A 16585-nucleotide genomic window follows, 5' to 3' on the forward strand; every position below is an offset into this window, starting at 1 on the left:
TTGCCGGATCGTGCGCCACGGGTGGATCCTGGAAGGGCCCTCGGGGGTCCCTCCACCCGGGAGATACGACGTGATGCGTACGGGGAGTGAACCGGCGACCGCGCGCAGTTCGCTGCGGCTGCGGCTCTGGCTGAGCCTGTGGGGGATGCTGTGGGCCGCCTTCGGTACGACCGTGTTCGCGCTGCTCGGAGCGGTGGGGTGGGCGGCGGCGTGCGGTGCGCTGTTCCTGGTGACCGCCGTGGACGCGACCCTGGTGATCCGCCGCCTCCGGCAGGGGCCGCACTGGCAGCCGGGCCGGGACATCCCCCCGTACGAGCCGGATCACGGCGGCCGGGGACGCTGAGGGGCCCTCCCCCGGGCGGGCCATCGCCCTACTCCCCCGCCGTCCCGCTCGCTCCGCTCTCCCCGGTTCCGCCGGTGTCGCCGCTCTCTCCCGTCTCTCCCGTCTCTCCCGGGTCGGCCTCGGCCGCCTGCCCCGCCTGCCCCGCCTGCCCCGTCGCCGGTCCGAAGCGGGCCGCCTCCAGGTACTCGGGCTTGGGGTCGAGGGCGGCGGCGAGGCGGAAGTGGCGGATCGCCTGGTCGGGGCGGCCGGAGCGCTGGTAGGTGCGGCCGAGCGCGAAGTGGGCGAAGGCGTTGTCCGGCTCCCGCTCCAGGACCAGCTCGAATTCCAGCTCGGCCGGACGCAGCTGCGCGGCGGCGAAGAAGGCGCGGGCCCGCAGCAGCCGGGCCGCGGTGTTCTCGGGATGGGCGGCGATCACCGAGTCGAGCAGTTTCACGGCGCCCCGCGGGTCCCTGGCGGCGAGCAGCCGCTCGGCGGCGCGGTAGTCGATGACGTGGGTCTGCGGGTCCCTCTCGGCCACGGCAGCGGCCCCCTTCCCTCGCTCCGGCGTTTCGACAGCGGGCAGGGCGGCCTTGTACCGCGCCGGACCCCGTTCCCCGGAGGGGTATTCCCGCCGGGACGTCATGGCTACCCCATGGGCGGGGTTTCAGGGGGTCCCGGGCGGGTCCGTGTCCTCCCGGGCGGACGACGACGCGTCCGTGCGGCCGGACGCGGCCGGCTCGACGGACCCGGCTCCGGCCCCGGCGGGGTGCCCGGCCGGGTGCCCGGCGGCTTCGGCGGCCCGTCGCGCCAGCTCCTCCCACACCTCCCGCACCTGCGGCTCCAGCCGCTCCAGGGGGCCGTCGTTGTCGATGAGGAAGTCGGCGACGGCACGCCGCTGGGCGCGGGTGGCCTGGGCGGACATCCGGGCGCGGGCCTCGGCCTCGGTCATGCCGCGCAGCCGGACGAGCCGGTCCAGCTGGGTCTCGGGCGCCGCGTCCACGACGATCACCAGGTCGTAGAGGGGGGCGAGGCCGTTCTCGGTGAGCAGCGGCACATCGTGGACGACGACGTCGCCGGGTCCGGCCTGCCGCTCCAGCTCGGCGGAGCGGGCGCCGACGAGGGGGTGGACGATGGCGTTGAGCGCGGCCAGCCGCCCGGTGTCGGCGAAGACGATGCCGCCGAGCTTCGGCCGGTCCAGCGTGCCCTCGGGCGTGAGGATCTCCGGGCCGAACTCCGCGACGATCGCGGCGAGCCCGGGGGTTCCGGGCTCCACGACCTCCCGGGCGATCCGGTCGGCGTCGACGAGGACCGCTCCGTACGAGACGAGCAGCCGGGACACTTCGCTCTTGCCGGCGCCGATGCCACCGGTCAATCCTGCCTTCAGCATGAGCGGCAGCTTAGATCGCGCCGCCGGGCGGCTACGCGTCGCCCTCCCGTTCGGCCAGGAAACGCTCGAACTCGCGGCCCAGCTCGTCGGCGGAGGGCAGATCGGCGGGCTCGGCGACCAGGCTGCCGCGGGTCTCGGCACCGGCCATCGCGTCGTACTGGTGCTCAAGCCCCTGGACGAGTGCGGTCAGCTCCTCGTCGCCCTCGCCGATCTGCCGCTCGATCTCGGTCTGGGTGCGCCGGGCCTCGGTGCGCAGGGCGTGCGCCACGCCGGGCAGGACCAGGCCGGTGGCGGCCGTGACGGCCTCCAGGGCGGTCAGGGCGGCGTCCGGGTACGCGGAGCGGGCCACGTAGTGCGGGACGTGGGCGGCGACGCCGAGGGTGTCGAAACCGGCCTCGCCGAGCCGGAACTCCACGAGGGACTCGGCGCTTCCGGGCACCTGCGCCTCGTCGAAGGGGCTACGGTGGCCGGGCATGAGGTCGGTGCGGTTGCCGTGCGGCGTGAGGCCGACGGGGCGGGTGTGCGGGACGCCCATCGGGATGCCGTGGAAGTTGACGGCGAGGCGGACCCCGAGGCGCTCGACGATCTGGCGTACGGCCGCGGCGAAGCGCTCCCACTCGACGTCCGGCTCGGGGCCGGAGAGCAGCAGGAACGGCGCGCCGGTGGCGTCCTGGACCAGGCGCACCTCCAGGGCCGGGGTGTCGTACGCGGTCCAGCGGTCGCGGCGGAAGGTCAGCAGCGGGCGCCGGGCCCGGTAGTCCACCAGCCGGTCGTGGTCGAAGCGGGCCACCACCTGGTGCGGCAGGGTGTCGAGCAGCCGGTCGACGATCTGCTCACCGGTCTCGCCCGCGTCGATGTAGCCGTCGAAGTGGTAGAGCATCACCAGTCCGGCCGACTCCTGTGCCAGGGCGACATCGACCACGGCGAGACCCTTCTGGTCCCATTCGTACAAATCCTGGGGATCAAGCACGATTTCCGCTCCTCCTCGCGTTCTTCAGCCACAACATCGTCCGACGCACCGTCATTCCCGCCCTTCGTTATGTCCGGGAGCCGGTCCCGGAAATCGGCCCCCGGAAACGGCCCTAGGAGACGGCCCCGGAGAACGCCCTCGGAATCGGCCCCGGAAAAACGGGCGAGGCCCGCCTCCCCCGAAGGGGAGACGGGCCTCGTACCGGCTACAGGAGCGGGTCAGCGAACGAGCTGATTCAGCTCTGGCCGCCGGCCAGCTTCTCGCGCAGGGCGGCGAGAGCCTCGTCCGACGCCAGGGCGCCGGCGTTGTCGTCCGACTCCGAGGAGTAGGAGCCACCCGACACGCCCGCCGGGGCACCGGCCGGAGCGGCGGCGCCACCCTCGGCAGCGGCGGCCTCGTCGGCCTCGCGGGACTTGATGACCTGAGCCTGGTGCTGCTCGAAGCGCTGCTGCGCCTCGGCGTACTGGGTCTCCCAGGCCTCGCGCTGGGTCTCGTAGCCCTCGAGCCAGTCGTTGGTCTCGGGGTCGAAGCCCTCGGGGTAGATGTAGTTGCCCTGGTCGTCGTAGGACGCGGCCATGCCGTACAGGGTCGGGTCGAACTCGACCGAGGCCGGGTCGGCACCGAAGGACTCGTTGGCCTGCTTCAGCGAGAGGCTGATGCGACGACGCTCGAGGTCGATGTCGATGACCTTGACGAAGATCTCGTCGTTGACCTGGACGACCTGCTCCGGGATCTCCACGTGGCGCTCGGCCAGCTCGGAGATGTGGACCAGACCCTCGATGCCCTCGTCCACGCGGACGAACGCACCGAACGGAACCAGCTTGGTGACCTTACCCGGAACGACCTGGCCGATCTGGTGGGTACGGGCGAACTGCTGCCACGGGTCCTCCTGCGTCGCCTTCAGCGACAGGGAGACACGCTCGCGGTCCATGTCGACGTCGAGAACCTCGACGGTGACTTCCTGGCCGACCTCGACAACCTCGGACGGGTGGTCGATGTGCTTCCAGGACAGCTCGGAGACGTGAACGAGACCGTCGACGCCACCCAGGTCCACGAAGGCACCGAAGTTGACGATCGAGGACACGACGCCGGAGCGGACCTGACCCTTCTGGAGGGTCGTGAGGAAGGTCTGGCGAACCTCGGACTGGGTCTGCTCGAGCCAGGCACGGCGGGACAGGACCACGTTGTTGCGGTTCTTGTCCAGCTCGATGATCTTCGCCTCGAGCTCCTTGCCCACGTAGGGCTGGAGGTCGCGGACACGGCGCATCTCGACCAGGGAGGCCGGGAGGAAGCCGCGGAGGCCGATGTCGAGGATGAGACCACCCTTGACGACCTCGATGACGGTACCGGTGACGATGCCGTCCTCTTCCTTGATCTTCTCGATGGTGCCCCAGGCGCGCTCGTACTGGGCACGCTTCTTCGAGAGGATCAGGCGGCCTTCCTTGTCCTCCTTCTGGAGAACCAGGGCCTCGATCTCGTCGCCGACCTTGACGACCTCGTTCGGGTCGACGTCGTGCTTGATCGAGAGCTCGCGGCTCGGGATGACACCTTCGGTCTTGTAACCGATGTCGAGCAGGACCTCGTCCCGGTCGACCTTCACGATGACGCCGTCGACGATGTCGCCGTCGTTGAAGTACTTGATCGTCTCGTCGATCGCGGCGAGGAAGGCTTCCTCGTTACCGATGTCGTTGACCGCAACCTGCGGGGTGGTGGCGGTGGTCTCGGTGCTGCTCGTCATGTGGGAAAGGGCTCCGGTGCGGACATTGAAGTCGTAGGTACTGCTACGCCGAGAGCCCGTATCGCAGCTGAAGAAGCCGGCCAGCCAAAGAAGCACCGATCCCGTCGCCGGGAGGTACCTCGAAAACCGAGGGGACATGCAACAGATGCGAGCGCGGCCTGCTCTGTCTGAAGCGCGCAGGCCCGCAGCGCAACCTTTAGCATACGGGGACGGCCGGAAAGGGTCAATGCGCGAAGCGCTCACCCGGGGCGGGTCGCCGCATTTCCGGCACAACTCACGCCAGCCCAGGCCGTCCTGGCCGGGGCGGCCGTGTCGCTTCACGCGCCACGGCTTCGACCGCAAACTACATCGACGGACGAGATGAACCAAGAGTACGGACAGGAAGACGGCCCCGAGGAAGAGGCGGAGGCCACCCGGCGCGACGCGGGGGACGCGGAGAGCAGCCGGGCCAGCCGGGGCTGGTGGGACCGCAACGCCGACGAGTACCAGACCGACCACGGGGCGTTCCTCGGGGACGACCGGTTCGTATGGGGCCCCGAGGGACTCGACGAGGCGGACGCGGGTCTGCTCGGCCCGGCCGGGTCGCTCAAGGGACTCGACGTCCTGGAGATCGGGGCGGGCGCGGCGCAGTGCTCGCGCTGGCTGGCCGCGCAAGGGGCCCGGCCGGTGGCCCTCGACCTCTCGCACCGGCAGCTCCAGCACGCGCTGCGGATCGGCGGGGGCCTGCCGCTGGTGGAGGCGGACGCCGGGGCGCTGCCGTTCCGGGACGGCTCCTTCGACCTCGCGTGCTCGGCGTACGGCGCGGTGCCGTTCGTCGCCGACCCCGTGCGGGTCTTCCGCGAGGTGCGCCGGGTGCTGCGGCCGGGCGGCCGGTGGGTGTTCTCGGTGACCCACCCGATCCGCTGGGCGTTCCCGGACGAGCCGGGGCCGGAGGGCCTGTCGGTGGCGGCCTCGTATTTCGACCGGACGCCGTACGTGGAGCAGGACGAGCGGGGGCGCGCGGTCTACGTCGAGCACCACCGGACGCTCGGCGACCGGGTACGGGACGTGGTGGCCGGCGGTTTCCGGCTGGTCGACCTGGTGGAGCCGGAGTGGCCGGCCTGGAACAGCCAGGAGTGGGGCGGCTGGTCCCCGCTGCGGGGGAATCTGATCCCCGGCACGGCGATCTTCGTCTGCGAGCGCGCCGACGACTGAGGGGCCCCAAGGCCCTTTACCTTCCGCGGTCCGTACGCCGACCCGCCGGTCCACAGGCCCCGCCCATCAGTACGACTAATGGGCGGGGCCTGTGGACAACGAACGCCGGGGTCCGGCCGGCCGTACGAGACTGAACGCGTGATCCGATACGACGCGCTCGACCGTCTTCCCGTCCGCCATGCCGTCCCCGAGCTGCTCGGCGCGCTCGAGGAGCGCGGCACGGCCGTGCTGCACGCCCCGCCGGGGACGGGCAAGACCACCCTGGTCCCGCTGGCCCTCGCGGGTCTCATAGGAGGGGACGGCCCGGTCCGGCGGGTGCTGGTGGCGGAGCCGCGCCGGATGGCGGTGCGGGCCGCGGCCCGGCGGATGGCGTGGCTGCTGGGCGAGGAGGTCGGCGCGTCCGTCGGTTTCTCCGTGCGCGGGGAGCGGCGGACCGGGCCCGCGACCCGGGTCGAGGTGGTGACGACCGGCATCCTGCTCCAGCGGCTCCAGCGCGACCCGGAGCTGGCCGGGGTGGACGCGGTGCTGCTCGACGAGTGCCACGAGCGGCATCTGGACGCGGACACGGCGATGGCGTTCCTGGTGGACGTACGGGCGACGCTGCGGCCCGAGCTGAAACTGATCGCGGCGTCGGCCACCGGTGACGCCGAGGCGTGGTCGGAGCTGCTCACCGTTCTGGACGGGACCGGGCCCGCGCCGGTCGTATGGGCGAAGGGCGAGGGATACGGGTACGCGGTGCGGTTCGCCGCGCCGCCGGCCGGGATCCGGCCGGCGCACGGCACCCGGGTGGATCCGGCGCTGCTGCGGCATGTGGCGGCGACGGTCCGGCAGGCGATGGACGCCCACGACGGCGACGTCCTGTGCTTCCTGCCCGGTACGGGGGAGATCGCGCGGACGGCGGGGCTGCTCGCGGACCTGGACGCCGAGGTGCTGCAGCTGCACGGGCGGGCTCCCGCCTCGGTGCAGGACGCGGTGCTGCGCGGGTCCGGTCCGGACGGGCGGCGCCGGGTGGTGCTCGCGACCTCGGTGGCCGAGTCGAGCCTGACCGTTCCGGGGGTGCGGATCGTGGTGGACTCGGGGCTCGCCCGGGAGCCCCGGATGGATCACGCGCGGGGCCTCGGTTCGCTGGCCACGGTGCCGGTGTCGATCGCGGCGGCGACCCAGCGGGCGGGCCGCTCGGGGCGCGAGGCGCACGGGGTGGTCTACCGCTGCTGGGCGGAGGCGGAGGACGGCAGCCGCACGCGCTTTCCCTCCCCCGAGATCAGGATCGCGGATCTGACGGGCTTCGCGCTGCGCGCGGCCTGCTGGGGCGACCCTTCGGCGGCGGGGCTCGCGCTGCTCGACACACCGCCGGCGGGGGCGATGGCCGCCGCGCGCACGGTGCTCGAAGCGGTCGGCGCGGTGGACGGGGACGGGCGGGCCACCGAGCGCGGGGTGCGGATGTCCGGGCTCGGCCTGCACCCGAGGCTGGCGCGGGCGCTGCTCGACGGCGCCGCCGGGGCGGGTGCCCGGCGGGCGGCCGAGGTGGTGGCGCTGCTGAGCGAGGAGCCGCCCCGGGAGTACGGGGACGATCTGGCGGCGGCCTGGCACGAGGCGCGCCGGGGCGGCGACGGATACGCGGCCCGCTGGAAGGCGGAGGTGCGCCGGCTGGAGCGGGCGGTCGGCACCGGCGGCGAGGGTACGGGCGCCGGGCCGGCGGGGGCGGCGGGCCCGGCGGGCCGGGGTGAGGACGCGGTGGCGGGCCTGGTGACGGCGCTCGCGTTCCCCGAACGGGTGGCGAGGGCCAGGGAGCGGGGCGGCTATCTGATGGTGTCGGGGACCGGGGCGCGGCTCGCGGAGGGTTCCCGGCTGGGCACCCCCGGGTGGCTGGCGGTCGCGGTCGCGGACCGGACGGCGCAGAACGCCACGGCCCGGGTGCGGCTCGCCGCGGTGGTGGACGAGGAGACGGCACGGCGCGCGGCGGGGCATCTGCTGCGGGCGGCCGAGGAGGTCCACTGGGAGGACGGCGAGGTGGTGGCCCGGTCGGTGGAGCGGCTGGGGGCGGTGGAGCTGACCGTACGGCCGCTGCGCGCGGAGGCGGACCCGGGGCTGGTGCGGGAGGCCCTGTTGGACGGGCTGCGCCGGGAGGGCACGGGGCTGTTGCGCTGGAGCCGGGACGCCGGGGAGCTGCGGCACCGGCTGGCGTTTCTGCACCGGGAGCGGGGCGAGCCGTGGCCGGAGGTGACGGAGGAGGCGCTGCTCGACCGGGCCGGGGAGTGGCTGGAGCCAGAGCTGTCCCGGGCCCGGCGGCGGGCGGATCTGGGGCGGATCGACGCCGGTGAGGGGCTGCGGCGGCTGCTGCCGTGGGCGACGGGCGAGGCGGGGCGGCTGGACGAGCTGGCGCCGGAGCGGATCGAGGTGCCGAGCGGTTCGCGGATCCGGGTGGACTACGGCGGGGAGCGGCCGGTGCTCGCGGTGAAGCTCCAGGAGATGTTCGGGCTCGCCGAGACGCCGAGGGTCTCGGGGGTGCCGGTCCTGGTGCATCTGCTCTCCCCCGCCGGGCGGCCGGCGGCGGTGACCTCGGACCTGGCCTCGTTCTGGCGGGAGGGGTACCGGGCGGTGCGGGCGGAGCTGCGCGGGCGCTATCCGAAGCACCCGTGGCCGGAGGACCCCTCGGCGGCGGTGCCGACCCGGCACACCAGCGCGCGGCAGGGACGGGAGCGGTGACCGGGGCGCCCGGCGTCCGGAGCGGACGGGACGGCCGGCGTGCGGCCCGGGCGGGACGGCCGGCGTGCGGCGCGGACAGGACGGCCGGTCGGTCGGTCGGTCGTCGAGGGGGCCTGTCGTCGAGAGGGGCTGCTCGCCCGGCGTCCCGCGCGGGTGGGACGACCCCGGGGGCGCCGGAGTCCGTTGCCGGCCCGGACATCGGCCCCGTGCGAGTGGGGCGGCCCCTGTCCGGACTCCGGCCCCGCGCGAGTGGGGCGGCCCCTGTCCGGACTCCGGCCCCGCGCGAGTGGGGCGGCCCACGATCCGCTGTGGGCGAGATCGGGCCCGCGGCGCGGCGGCGGCCCGGGTCATGCGGCCTTGCGGCCGAGCACGACCGACGGCAACCGAGAGCAATCGACAGCAGGAGGACTCCATGCAGTTGCGTGATGTCACACCGGACGACGTCGACGCGTACATCCGGATGCGGTGCGACCCGGTCATGATGGCCGATCTCGGCGGCCCGGTGCCGCGTGAGCTCCAGGCCGACAAGGTGCGCAGGGACGCCCGGGACGCGGCGGCGGACGTCTCCTGGATCAAGATGATCGTTCCCGACGAGGGCGCTCCCGAGGTGGTGGCCGGGACGGTGGTCGTCTGGTCGCACGACACCGAAGAGGGGCCCCTGTCGGAGATCGGCTGGATGGTCCTGCCGGGGTTCCAGGGCCGGGGTCTGGCCAAGCGGGCGACGCGGGCCCTGCTGGAGCGGGCCCGGGACGAGGGCCGCTGGGGGGTCGTGCACGCGTTCCCCGCGATAGGCAACGGCGCCTCGAACGGCATCTGCCGGTCGCTCGGCTTCCGTCTCGTCGGCGAACAGGAGGTCCCGTTCGCCGGCCGGGTGCTGCGGAGCAACCACTGGGCGATCGACCCGCGCACCGACCTCGTCAGTCCGCGGTGACCCCGCGGCGCCGCGTACGGGAGCGGGCTTCGAGCCGAAGGGAGAGGGCGAGCAGAAGGAGGGCGAGACCGGCGAGGCTCCAGGGGAGGTAGGAGACGAGCAACAGGACCTTCAGCCGGTTGGCCCGGACCAGGTCGACGACCTCGGTGACGCTGTCCTCGCGCATCTTCACATGGCCCGCGAAGACGGTGACCGTGTCCTGGCCGAACAGGGCACGGGCGCCTCGGAGTTCCTCGCGGTGGATCTCCTCGCCGTTCACGGGGGCGCCGGTGACGGGGTCGACCCAGAACATGCGCCGGGTGGTGTACCAGCGGGTGAGGCCGGTCTGCGCGAGGACCTCGGGAGTGATGCCCTTGACCGGCATGGCCTTGGGCATCGGGACCTCGGTCCAGGGCACGGTCTGCTCGAAGTAGTAGACCTCCAGGCCGCGGAAGACCCGGGTGCCCTTGTAGTGGATGGGGGCGGCGGTGCGGGTCTGGGCGTCGAAGTACTGGTAGTCGCGCTTCTCGGTGAGGAAGGGCCACTTGAACTCGATGCCCTCGCGCCGGACCGGGTCGCCGTCGACCGTCTCGCCGGCCGCGTGGACGGGTTCCTGGGTGTGGGCGTCGAAGACGTACCGCTCGGGGATCTTGGAGACCATCGCGCCGTCGGGCCCGGCGACATAGGAGAGGGAGTCCCAGACGACGACGTCCCGGCCGGTGGCGCGCTCGACACTCTTGGCCGCCTCGACGTCGCCCTTGAGGGTCTGGACGATCGTGATCTTGTCGACCGTCCTGGCCTTGAGGGTCGTGTAGTCGAGCAGGGTGGCGGGCTTCGCCTCCAGGACCGTCACCTGGTACTGGTTCGGCGGGATCCTGGCGAGGCGCGGGAAGGCGTACCAGTGCAGGGCGGGGGCCATCGCGGCGCAGAAGACCGCGAGGGAGAGCAGGACCAGGGCGGCACGGCGGCGCACGGGCGGTCCCCCTACTTCCGGGGGCCGGGGACGGCGGTCAGCAGGGGGCGGGGCGAGGTGGGCCCGTCGGGCGGCAGATCCACGAAGGAGACGAGCAGCATGAACAGCAGGACCGGCGCGAGTCCGATGGCGGTGGCGGCGAGGGCGCGCATGGCCGGCCTCCCGGTGCTCGATCTGATACGGCGTCAGGTCGGGGCACCGTAGCAACGCGGCCGTGAGATGAGAACCCGTCGTACCCGGTCCCGGGGGGGCCATACGCGAACGCCGCCCCCGCGTCCGGTGGTCGGGACGCGGGGGCGGCGGGAAGCGCTCCTCCTGTCCGCGCCGGTGCGGCGCGCACGGGAGGGGTCGGTCAGGAGCCGGTCGTGGCCTTCGGCTCGCTCGTGGCCGACGGCGAGGCGGACGGCGTGGCCGACGCGCCGGCGGATGCCGACGGCGACGGGGCGGCCGAGGCGGTGGCCGACGGCTTCGCGGACGCGGTCGCCGACGGCTTGGCCGTGGCGGCCGCCGTGGGCTTGGCCGAGGGCGCGGCCGACTTCGTCGCGGACGGCGCCGGGCCGGGCGTCGTGGGCGACGGTGTGGGCGTCGGCGTCGGGTCCGGGGTCTGCTCGGGGTCCGGGGCGGTGACCTTCAGTTCGACGGTCGCCGTGCCGCCACCGGGCGCGGTCAGCCGCAGGACGAAGGTGCCGGTCTTGTCGCCCGCGAAGATCTCGGGCAGCGTGACGACACCGTCGGCGTCCGTCTTCAGGCCGGTGAGCGTGCGGATCGCGGTGCCGTCGGCGGCCTTGAAGGAGGGGCCTTCGGTGGCGGGCTTCGCGTCGGCGTCCGCCGAGGTGACGAAGGTGGCGGTGACGGCGACCTTGGCGGCGGCCTTGCCGCCGTCGGTGGCCTTGACCCGTACCTCGTCGGCGAACTGCCCGCCGGTGGTGGCCGAGAGGTCCTTGGCGTCGACCCGGGTGAGGGTGTCGGCCTGCCGTTCGGTGACGGTGACCTTGAAGGAGACCGCCTTCGCGGCGCTGCCGACCACGTCGGCGACGACGCCGAAGTCCCCGGTCTTCTCGCCGGCCCTGAGCTCCGGCGTGGCGGCCCAGCCTTCGGCGCCGGTGACGAGGACGATCTCGCGCAGGGTGCCGAGGGTGAAGCGGATGTCGGTGTCGGCGCCGATCCGGAAGCGGACCCGGGCGCCCTCGACCGGCTTGCCCGCCTTGTCGAGGATCCGGACCGCCGGGCGGTTGGTGAAGACACTGCCCGCGGTGGCGGAGAGGGGACCGGCGGTGGCGTTCTCGATCGTCGCGGCCGCGGTCGCCGGGTCGGTGGCCGGCGGAGTGGGCGTGGTGGGCTCGGTCGGCTTGGTGGGCGGCTTCGGGGTGGTGCCCGGCTTGGCCGGCGTCGTCGGCTTCGTGACGGGCGGCTTCGACGCCGACGGCGTCTTCGTGCCCGGAGTCGTGGTGACGGGCGTACGGACCCGGCCGTCGCTGCGGCCGACGGGGAGCACACCGGTGCCGTCGGGCACCTGGTGCGTGCCGCGCTTGTAGTACTCGGCCCAGGAGAGCACCGTGTTCAGGTACTCGCGGGAGTGGTTGTAGCTGAGGACGGCCTGGTCCAGGTCGGCCTTGACCGCGAGGTTGCGGTCGTGGGCGCACAGGTAGAGCCCCGCGGCCTGGGCGGCGTCGTAGATGTTGTTGGGGTCCTTGCGCCCGTCGCCGTTGGCGTCCTGGCCCCAGGTGGCCCAGGTGGACGGGATGAACTGCATCGGGCCGACCGCCCGGTCGTGCGTGGCGTCGCCGTCGTAGGCGCCGCCGTCGGTGTCGGGGATGTTCGCGAACGCGCCGCCGCTCAGCACGGGACCGAGGATCGCCGGGGACGAGGTGCCGACGGCGTCGACCCGGCCGCCGTTCGCGTGCCCGGACTCGACCTTGCCTATGCCGGCGAGCAGCTGCCAGGGCAGGTTGCAGCCGGGGTCGGTGGAGCGAATCGATTCCTCGGCGCGCTTGTAGGCGGCGAGGACGGTCGCGGGTATGCCCGCCTCGGCGGGGCCGGTGACGATCGGCGTGATGGGCACGGTGGCGCCCGGCTTGTTCGGCGAGTTCAGCGGCGGCAGGGCGGTGAAGTACGGCGAGTCGCCGGAGGCCGAACCCGCCGGGGGTGCCGTCGTGCCGTCCGCGCCGATCGGTACCTCGCCGCCGGTGGTGTCCGTCGACGGGGGGATGTCGTTCCCCGGAGCCTGCGAGGCGGCGAGTGCGGCGACGGCCGCCGCCACGATCGCACCACTGGCGGCTCCCCTGCGCAGCCGGTGGCCCAATTGCCCTGCCATACGTGTGGTCCCTCCCCGAATACCCCATCCGCGCCATAGGCGCGGGTCCGACTCGCCGACCATATGTCAACTCCGGGCGGCGGAACACCGGGTCATGCCCCTGTTTCACGGTTTCGTCACCACTCGGGCCGCCCCGGGACCGCCCCCGGAACGTCCTGAATACTGGGGCCACGCCGGACGAGGGGGACACGCGTGCCATTCACACTCAGCCATGCCGCGGCCGTACTGCCGGGCATCCGCCGCGGCGGCACGGCGCGCGGGCCGCTCGTGGCGTCGGCGCTGGTCGCCGGTTCCTTCGCGCCCGACACGACGTACTTCGCCGCCAGCGCCGTCCCGGGCGCGATGGAGTTCGGGAGCGTCACGCACTCGCCGCTCGGGATCGTGACCGTCGACGTGCTCATCACGGGCGTCCTGGTGGCGCTGTGGCTGATGCTGCGCGAACCGCTGGTGGCGCTGCTGCCCGGACGGTGGCGGGGCCGGGTGTACGGCGCGGTGCGGGGCCGGCCGTGGCGGGAGCGGCGGCCGGTGGCGCTGGTGTGCTGGACCGCCGTGTCCGCGGTCATCGGGTCGGCCACGCACGTCGGGTGGGACGCCTTCACCCACCACGACCGGTGGGGCACCCGTATCGTCCCGGTGCTCGGCGAGACCGTGACGGCCGGGCTGCCCGGCTATCTCTTCCTGCAGTACGGGAGTTCGGCGCTCGCCGCGGTGGTGCTGGTGTGGTGGGCGGTCCGGGAACTGCGGACCGCGGCGGTGGACACGCCCCGGCCGGCCGCCGCGGACGCCCTCGGCGACCGGGGCCGGCTGCTCGCCGTCGCGCTGATCACGGTGTGCGTACTGGCCGTGGCGGCCCATCGGGTGCTGCGCTGGTACGCCTACTGGGGCTGGGCCCACACGCCGCTCGACATCGTCCCGACCCTCTGTTTCGGAGTGGGCGCGGGGCTCGTCGCCGGGCTGGTGCTGTACGCCGCCGCGATGCGGCTGCGGGCGCTCGCCCCTTCGCGTACGACGGCGCCCCGGACCGCACCGGCCGGCGGCGTCGCCGTCCCCGGCTCGCCGCACGTCCCGGAACCGGCCCGCCCGGAGCCGGTCCGCCCGAGGCGCTGACGGCGCGGGGCGTACAGACGTACGTACCGGCGTACCGGCACAGAAGGAGGGGGCGGGACCCGGCCGGGTCCCGCCCCCTCCTCATTCGCGCCCGCTCAGTGCGCGGCCGAGTCCCAGTCCCGGCCCACGCCCACCGACACGTCCAGCGGGGCCCGGAGGTCCACCGCCTCGCTCATCGTGGTGCGGACCAGCTCCTCGACGCGCTCGCGCTCGCCGGGGGCGATCTCCAGGACGATTTCGTCGTGGACCTGGAGGAGCATGCGGGACGTGAGACCCGCTTCCGTCAGGGCCCGGTCGACGTTCAGCATGGCGATCTTGACGATGTCGGCCGCGGTGCCCTGGATCGGGGCGTTGAGCGCCATGCGCTCGGCGGCCTCGCGGCGCTGCCGGTTGTCGCTGTTGAGGTCCGGGAGGTAGCGGCGGCGGCCGAGCATCGTCTCGGTGTAGCCGGTGGCGCGGGCCTCGTCGACGACCCGGCGCAGATAGTCCCGTACCCCGCCGAAGCGCTCGAAGTAGGTGTCCATCAGACCGCGGGCCTCGCCGGGGTCGATGGCCAGCTGCTGGGACAGGCCGAAGGCGGACAGGCCGTACGCCAGCCCGTACGACATGGCCTTGATCTTGCGGCGCATCTCCGGGTCGACGGCGGACCGGTCGACGCCGAAGACCTGCGAGGCGACCGTGTTGTGCAGGTCCTCGCCGGAGGTGAACGCCTCGATCAGGCCCTCGTCCTCGGACAGGTGGGCCATGACCCGCAGTTCGATCTGGCTGTAGTCGGCGGTCATGAGGGTCTCGAAGCCCTCGCCGACGACGAAGCCGTGCCGGATGGCGCGGCCCTCGTCCGTGCGCACCGGCACGTTCTGCAGATTGGGGTCGGTGGACGACAGCCGGCCGGTCGCGGCGACGGTCTGGCTGAAGGTGGTGTGGATCCGGCCGTCGGCGGCGACCGTCTTGATCAGGCCCTCGACGGTGGACCGCAGCCGGGCCTGCTCACGGTGCCGCAGCATGATGACCGGCAGCTCGTGCTCGGTCTGGCCGGCGAGCCAGGCGAGCGCGTCGGCGTCCGTGGTGTAGCCGGTCTTGGTCTTCTTCGTCTTGGGCAGGTTCAGCTCGCCGAAGAAGACTTCCTGGAGCTGCTTGGGCGAGCCCAGGTTGAACTCGTGCCCGACGGAGGCGTGCGCCTCCTTCACGGCCTGCTGCACGGCGCCCGCGAACTGCTGCTCCAGGGCCTCCAGGTGGTCGCGGTCGGCGGCGATGCCGTGCCGCTCCAGCCGGGCGAGCAGGACGGACGTGGGCAGCTCGACGTCGTGGAGCAGTTCCTTCGCGCCGACCTCGGCGAGCTTGTCGTCGAAGGCGTCGGCCAGGTCGAGGATCGCCCGGGCCTGGGTCATCAGGGCCTCGGCCTCGGCGGTGTCCTCGGCGCCGAAGGCGAGCTGGCCGTCGGCGGCGGCCGCCGGGGCGAGTTCACGGCCCAGGTACTCCAGCGAGAGCGCGTCCAGGGCGAAGGTGCGGCGGCCCGGCTTGACCAGGTACGCGGCGAGCGCCGTGTCCATGGTGACGCCGTCGACGCTCCAGCCGTGCTCGGGGAAGACCCGCATGGCGCCCTTGGCGTTGTGCAGGACCTTGGGGCGCTCGGCGTCCGAGAGCCAGCCGGCCCAGGCCCGCTCGTCGGCCTCGTCCAGCTCGGCCGGGTCGAACCAGGCGGCGGCGCCGTCGGCTGCGGCGAGGGCGACCTCCGCCACGTTGCCGGTGCCGAGCGCCCAGCTGTCGACGGTGGCCACGCCGAGCGGCGCGGCGCCGTGCGTCTCCAGCCACGGCGCGAGCTCGCCGGAGCCGAGGACCGAGAAGTCCAGCTCGACACCGGGCTCCGGCGCGGCGGCGGCCTCCTCGGCCGCGCCGGGGTCGACGGCGAAGAGCCGGTCGCGCAGCGAGGGGTTGCGGATCTCCAGGGTGTCCAGGAGCAGGGCGATCGCCTTGCGGTCGTACGGCTCGCGGGCGAGGTCCTCGACCGTCTTCGGCAGCTCGACGTCACGGACCATCTCGGTCAGCCGCCGGTTGAGCTTCACCGACTCCAGGTGGTCGCGGAAGTTCTGGCCGGCCACGCCCTTGACCTCGTCGGCGCGCTCGACCAGCTCGGCGAAGGAGCCGAACTGGTTGATCCACTTCGCGGCGGTCTTCTCGCCGACCTTCGGGATGCCGGGCAGGTTGTCGGACGGGTCGCCGCGCAGGGCCGCGAAGTCCGGGTACTGCGAGGGCGAGAGCCCGTACTTCTCCTGGACCTTCTCCGGGGTGAACCGGGTCAGCTCGGAGACGCCCTTCGTGGGGTACAGCACCGTGGTGTGCTCGGTGACCAGCTGGAAGGAGTCGCGGTCGCCGGTGACGATGAGGACCTCGAAGCCGGCGGCCTCGGCCTGGGTGGCGAGGGTGGCGATGACGTCGTCCGCCTCGAACCCGTCGACGGCGAAGCGCGGCGCGTGCATGGCGTCCAGCAGCTCGCCGATCAGCTCGACCTGGCCCCGGAACTCGTCGGGGGTGCTGGAGCGGTTCGCCTTGTACTCGGGGAACTCCTGGGAACGCCAGGTCTTGCGCGACACGTCGAACGCGACCGCGAAGTGCGTGGGCGCCTCGTCACGGAGCGTGTTCGCGAGCATGGACGCGAACCCGTAGATCGCGTTCGTCGGCTGCCCCGTCGCGGTGGTGAAATTCTCCGCGGGCAGCGCGAAGAACGCCCGGTACGCCAGGGAGTGCCCGTCCATGAGGAGCAGGCGCGGGCGGTTCGCTTCGGTCACATCGGTCTTCTTCGCTGCTGTCTCGGCCACGGAACGATCCTGCCACGCGCCACGGACATTCCCGTCCACGCGGGCCGGGGGCGCCGGGCGATGTACGGGGTGGGCGCGCGGGGGCCTCGGCGCGGGCGGGCGGCTGTGGCCGGCCGCGTGCGGGGTGCGTACGGCGGCGTACGGGCCG

11 protein-coding genes and 2 pseudogenes are annotated in these 16585 nt (G+C 73.5%); 5 read left to right on the top strand and 8 right to left on the bottom strand.

Translation table 11 applies throughout. The features are described from left to right. Nucleotides 1-73 precede the first annotated feature (73 nt). Nucleotides 74-343: a DUF6343 family protein gene (locus ABZ990_RS23915; protein ID WP_361235070.1), complete on the top strand. Its 270-nt coding sequence runs from the start codon at nt 74-76 to the stop codon at nt 341-343. A gap of 163 nt (nt 344-506) precedes the next feature. On the opposite strand, the pseudogene ABZ990_RS23920 reads toward ABZ990_RS23915, so the two are convergent. From ABZ990_RS23920 to rpsA, 4 genes and pseudogenes are all read right to left on the bottom strand, one after another. Further along, nucleotides 507-860, bottom strand: a pseudogene (locus ABZ990_RS23920) (tetratricopeptide repeat protein); the annotation flags it as partial. 255 nt (nt 861-1115) lie between these two features. Continuing rightward, a pseudogene (gene coaE / locus ABZ990_RS23925) lies at nt 1116-1709 on the bottom strand (dephospho-CoA kinase); the annotation flags it as partial. A 31-nt stretch (nt 1710-1740) separates the two neighbouring features. Then, nucleotides 1741-2679 (bottom strand): PAC2 family protein, encoded by a 939-nt coding sequence (locus ABZ990_RS23930; RefSeq protein ID WP_361235073.1) that lies wholly within the window; start codon nt 2677-2679, stop codon nt 1741-1743. A gap of 235 nt (nt 2680-2914) precedes the next feature. Beyond that, the gene (gene rpsA / locus ABZ990_RS23935; RefSeq protein ID WP_361235076.1) at nt 2915-4417 is read right to left on the bottom strand and encodes a 30S ribosomal protein S1; all 1503 of its coding nucleotides are present in this window, start codon (nt 4415-4417) and stop codon (nt 2915-2917) included. A 360-nt stretch (nt 4418-4777) separates the two neighbouring features. On the opposite strand from rpsA, the gene ABZ990_RS23940 reads away from it, so the two are divergent. The 3 genes from ABZ990_RS23940 (at nt 4778) to ABZ990_RS23950 (ending at nt 9248) form a co-directional block, all read left to right on the top strand. Further along, a complete protein-coding gene (locus tag ABZ990_RS23940) occupies nt 4778-5611 on the top strand; it encodes a methyltransferase domain-containing protein (protein WP_361235079.1) in 834 nt (277 codons plus the stop codon). A 138-nt stretch (nt 5612-5749) separates the two neighbouring features. Continuing rightward, on the top strand, nt 5750-8317 hold the full coding sequence (hrpB, locus tag ABZ990_RS23945; RefSeq protein WP_361235081.1) for an ATP-dependent helicase HrpB: 2568 nt from the start codon (nt 5750-5752) through the stop codon (nt 8315-8317). A 412-nt stretch (nt 8318-8729) separates the two neighbouring features. Beyond that, complete coding sequence (locus ABZ990_RS23950) at nt 8730-9248, top strand: GNAT family N-acetyltransferase (protein ID WP_361235084.1); 519 nt, start codon at nt 8730-8732, stop codon at nt 9246-9248. Here ABZ990_RS23950 and ABZ990_RS23955 read toward each other — a convergent pair. From ABZ990_RS23955 to ABZ990_RS23965, 3 genes are all read right to left on the bottom strand, one after another. Then, on the bottom strand, nt 9235-10200 hold the full coding sequence (locus ABZ990_RS23955; RefSeq protein WP_361235086.1) for a DUF3068 domain-containing protein: 966 nt from the start codon (nt 10198-10200) through the stop codon (nt 9235-9237). The two genes, ABZ990_RS23950 and ABZ990_RS23955, sit on opposite strands and share 14 nt — an antisense overlap. An 11-nt stretch (nt 10201-10211) precedes the next feature. After that, the gene (locus tag ABZ990_RS23960; RefSeq protein ID WP_361235089.1) at nt 10212-10352 is read right to left on the bottom strand and encodes an SPW_0924 family protein; all 141 of its coding nucleotides are present in this window, start codon (nt 10350-10352) and stop codon (nt 10212-10214) included. A gap of 200 nt (nt 10353-10552) precedes the next feature. Then, nucleotides 10553-12514 (bottom strand): lytic transglycosylase domain-containing protein, encoded by a 1962-nt coding sequence (locus tag ABZ990_RS23965; protein ID WP_361235092.1) that lies wholly within the window; start codon nt 12512-12514, stop codon nt 10553-10555. A 192-nt stretch (nt 12515-12706) separates the two neighbouring features. Between ABZ990_RS23965 and ABZ990_RS23970 the strand changes: the two genes are divergently transcribed. Continuing rightward, the gene (locus tag ABZ990_RS23970; protein WP_361235095.1) at nt 12707-13621 is read left to right on the top strand and encodes a DUF4184 family protein; all 915 of its coding nucleotides are present in this window, start codon (nt 12707-12709) and stop codon (nt 13619-13621) included. Between the two features lie 95 nt (nt 13622-13716). Here ABZ990_RS23970 and polA read toward each other — a convergent pair whose 3' ends face one another. Continuing rightward, nucleotides 13717-16437: a DNA polymerase I gene (gene polA, locus ABZ990_RS23975; protein ID WP_361235098.1), complete on the bottom strand. Its 2721-nt coding sequence runs from the start codon at nt 16435-16437 to the stop codon at nt 13717-13719. Nucleotides 16438-16585 lie beyond the last annotated feature (148 nt).

The sequence above is a fragment of the Streptomyces sp. NPDC046203 genome (genome assembly GCF_040646255.1).
Lineage (GTDB): Bacteria > Actinomycetota > Actinomycetes > Streptomycetales > Streptomycetaceae > Streptomyces.

Coding starts and splice junctions, on each gene's coding strand:
- ABZ990_RS23915 (WP_361235070.1), top strand. CDS start 74: ATGCGTACGGGGAGTGAACCGGCGACCGCGCGCAGTTCGCTGCGGCTG.
- rpsA (WP_361235076.1), bottom strand. CDS start 4,417: ATGACGAGCAGCACCGAGACCACCGCCACCACCCCGCAGGTTGCGGTC.
- ABZ990_RS23940 (WP_361235079.1), top strand. CDS start 4,778: ATGAACCAAGAGTACGGACAGGAAGACGGCCCCGAGGAAGAGGCGGAG.
- ABZ990_RS23950 (WP_361235084.1), top strand. CDS start 8,730: ATGCAGTTGCGTGATGTCACACCGGACGACGTCGACGCGTACATCCGG.
- ABZ990_RS23960 (WP_361235089.1), bottom strand. CDS start 10,352: ATGCGCGCCCTCGCCGCCACCGCCATCGGACTCGCGCCGGTCCTGCTG.
- ABZ990_RS23965 (WP_361235092.1), bottom strand. CDS start 12,514: ATGGCAGGGCAATTGGGCCACCGGCTGCGCAGGGGAGCCGCCAGTGGT.